This is a genomic window from uncultured Subdoligranulum sp., from assembly GCF_937890665.1.
Window position 1 is genome coordinate 1 of record NZ_CALADU010000246.1, and the last position, 2,550, is coordinate 2,550.

Genomic DNA, 2,550 nt, shown 5'->3' on the forward strand with positions numbered 1-2,550 from the left:
TAACGCCCTATCGCATTTCGAGTGCGACCTCTTCGACCTCTTGAGTAATGCTCCATCTTCGTTGCCCGATGCAGCGTACAGTTTATTATAGCAAACCTGCGGCCCGCTGTCAACGCAAAAGCTCAGAAGAGGTGTTGTTTCTGGGTGGGCTGGGGGTCGAAAGGGGTATCCTCGTGGTGGCGGCGGATAAAGACCTGCTTGGTCTTTTCGGTAACGGTGCGGCCGTTGTGCTTGGGCACCGAGTAGAAGGTGCGGCTGATGTTGTAATACCCCCGCAGCCGCTGGACCAGATACTGGGCCACAGCGGGCAGGCAATCGGTATCCTCGATGTTTTCGTAGTTGTAGTCGGCGTAGAGGAAGGGAATCTCGTCGTTGCCGGCATACAGGGTGATGCCCGCCTCATCCAGCACCACTTCCCGAATGACGCTTTGGTGCAGACCGGCGGTGCCGCATTCGGCAGCCAGTTTGGCGGCACGGGGGCGCTGGGCCAGCGGCACGCTTTGGGGGTCCAGCTTTTCGGTGCCGCGCTGGCCGATCTCCAGCAAAATATCCCGCATCATCCGGCTTTCCAGCAGCGGGCGAATGCGTTCCCGGGCACGGGCTTGTTCGGTTTTGTTTTGAATCGCAGAAATCAGCCCCATAGGGTCCCCCTCCTTCCGATGGTAACAATTTGTTTACAGTATACCATATTCACCGCGCAAATAACAAGCGCGGCCCCCACAAAAAACGCCGCGCTTCCTGCGCGGCTTGTTGTGAAAAATGATAATGGGGTGTGTGTCAGCTTTCGGCGCGCTGGAATTTTACCACGCCGGTGCGGTCCAAGGCGACCATCACGGCGGGGATCAGCACCAACTGCAGCAGAATGCCGGGCACCGCGGTGAGCAGCGCGCCGGACAGGAACGCCTGAAAGGTAAAGGCGTTTCCGGCCAGACCCAGCAGCAGGATCTCGGCCACGCCCCAAACCAGACGTCCGCCGATCATAGCCGTGAGCAGGCTGATGTACAGCGCAGCCAGACCGCGCTTGTGTACGGCGGCATAGACCAACCCGATGATCAGGCCGTAGGCGGCCAGCTCAAAGGCCATGGCCAGCGCCACGGGGTACATGGGGGGCATACCGAAGAGCACCGACCGCAGCAGCGGGGCCACAAAGCCGATGACCAAACCGTACTGCCAGCCGCAGATCAGGCCGCAGAGCAGCACAGGGATGTGCATGGGCAGCAGCATATTGCCGATGGTCGGGATGCCGCCGGTGATGATGGGCAGCACCAAGCAAAGCGCCAAAAACAGCGCGGACAGTACCAGTTTGTAGGTTTTTTCGCGGGTTTGCATAGGAATGATCTCTCCTCATCAAAAAGTGTTCCGGCGCAGCCCTTCTGGGCTGCCGTTGCCTTCCTGGCTTTTCTCAAAGGAACCGGTTTCTATTTTACACCGTCCAGAGGGTGGTGTCCAGCACAAAATCGCAGTGCCGTTCGGGGTGTTGGGCGGCCAGATACCCCTCTTCCAAGGGGATCCACCGCCGGGCAAAGTCCGCAAAGCGGTCCCCTTCCCGGGCTTGCAGCCGCTGCCGCTGGCAGTCCGGCGTGCAGGTCAAAAACACCTTGCAGGCAAAGGGCACATCCAGTTGGGGGTGTAGGGCGTAGCTGCCCTCCACCACCACCAAAGACCGGGGCGGCAGCGCCACTGGGTCCCGCAGGGCGCCCAGACGGCAGACATAGGCCCGGTACTGGGCGGGTTGACCGGCCAGCAGCGGGGTCAGCACCTCGGTGCGCAGCCGGGCAAAGTCCATGTTGGCGCCGGGGTGCTGCGCCAAATCGGGGCGGCGGCGGTTCACCGGCAGGTAAAAGTCGTCCATATGAACGAGGTGACAGGGCAGTTGTTCGGCCAACCACGCCCCCAGTGTGGATTTACCGCTGCCGCACCGGCCATCGATGGCCAGCAGCGCCGGGTTCTGCCCTGCCGCCAACCGCCGGGCGGCGACCAGCACCGGGGCAGCGGCCTCATACAGGGCGGCGCTCATTGGCCCAGCGCCCGCAGCGCCAGCGCCACCGCGCTTTGCAGGTATTCTTCCAGCCGGCAGTCCTGCGTGCCGGCCACCTGCACACCGCAGTGGGAGGACGGGATCAAGATCTTTTCCGCCGCCGCGCCGGAGACCGCCGACGCCATCTTGGGGGATACCTCCCCCAGAATGCCGTTGGCCAAGATCATGCCGATGGGGCCCAGAATCAGGTCGGCGCGGGAGGCATTGTAGACCACGGCGTTTTCGCCGGTAGCGCCGTGGGATGCCCCCGCCTTGAGCATGGCGTTGGTGGCAAGGACGTTGGTACCCACGGCCAGTAGGTCGCAGTCGGCGGGCAGCGCAGGGGCCAGCATCTTGATGAGCTGGGTGCCCATGCCGCCCCCTTGGCCGTCCAGCACCAAGATCAAACGACGAGATTGCATAAACAGGTTTCCTCCCCTATGGCAAAAAATAAGCGGCTGCCGGTCATCCCGCGGGACAGCCGGAAAACGCCGCGTAGCATACAACAAAAAGCGCGGCCATTGCAGGCCGCG

Annotated in this window: 4 protein-coding genes; all 4 read right to left on the reverse strand. The window is 62.4% G+C overall.

What is annotated here, in order from left to right:
• Positions 1-122: 122 nt before the first annotated feature.
• The gene (locus Q0526_RS13765; protein ID WP_298734668.1) at positions 123-641 is read right to left on the reverse strand and encodes a hypothetical protein; all 519 of its coding nucleotides are present in this window, start codon (positions 639-641) and stop codon (positions 123-125) included.
• 136 nt (positions 642-777) lie between these two features.
• Positions 778-1,329, reverse strand: a complete 552-nt coding sequence (locus tag Q0526_RS13770) for an ECF transporter S component (RefSeq protein ID WP_298734670.1) — start codon at positions 1,327-1,329, stop codon at positions 778-780.
• A gap of 94 nt (positions 1,330-1,423) precedes the next feature.
• Positions 1,424-2,017 carry a uridine kinase gene (locus Q0526_RS13775; protein WP_298734672.1) on the reverse strand — a complete coding sequence of 198 codons (594 nt, stop codon included), beginning with the start codon at positions 2,015-2,017 and terminating at the stop codon, positions 1,424-1,426.
• Positions 2,014-2,439 (reverse strand): DUF3842 family protein, encoded by a 426-nt coding sequence (locus tag Q0526_RS13780; protein ID WP_298734674.1) that lies wholly within the window; start codon positions 2,437-2,439, stop codon positions 2,014-2,016. Before Q0526_RS13780 ends, Q0526_RS13775 begins: the two co-directional genes overlap by 4 nt.
• Positions 2,440-2,550 lie beyond the last annotated feature (111 nt).

Bases quoted from the DNA above. Each gene is read 5' to 3' on its own strand.
- Q0526_RS13765 (WP_298734668.1), bottom strand. From the start codon at position 641: ATGGGGCTGATTTCTGCGATTCAAAACAAAACCGAACAAGCCCGTGCC.
- Q0526_RS13770 (WP_298734670.1), bottom strand. From the start codon at position 1,329: ATGCAAACCCGCGAAAAAACCTACAAACTGGTACTGTCCGCGCTGTTT.
- Q0526_RS13775 (WP_298734672.1), bottom strand. From the start codon at position 2,017: ATGAGCGCCGCCCTGTATGAGGCCGCTGCCCCGGTGCTGGTCGCCGCC.
- Q0526_RS13780 (WP_298734674.1), bottom strand. From the start codon at position 2,439: ATGCAATCTCGTCGTTTGATCTTGGTGCTGGACGGCCAAGGGGGCGGC.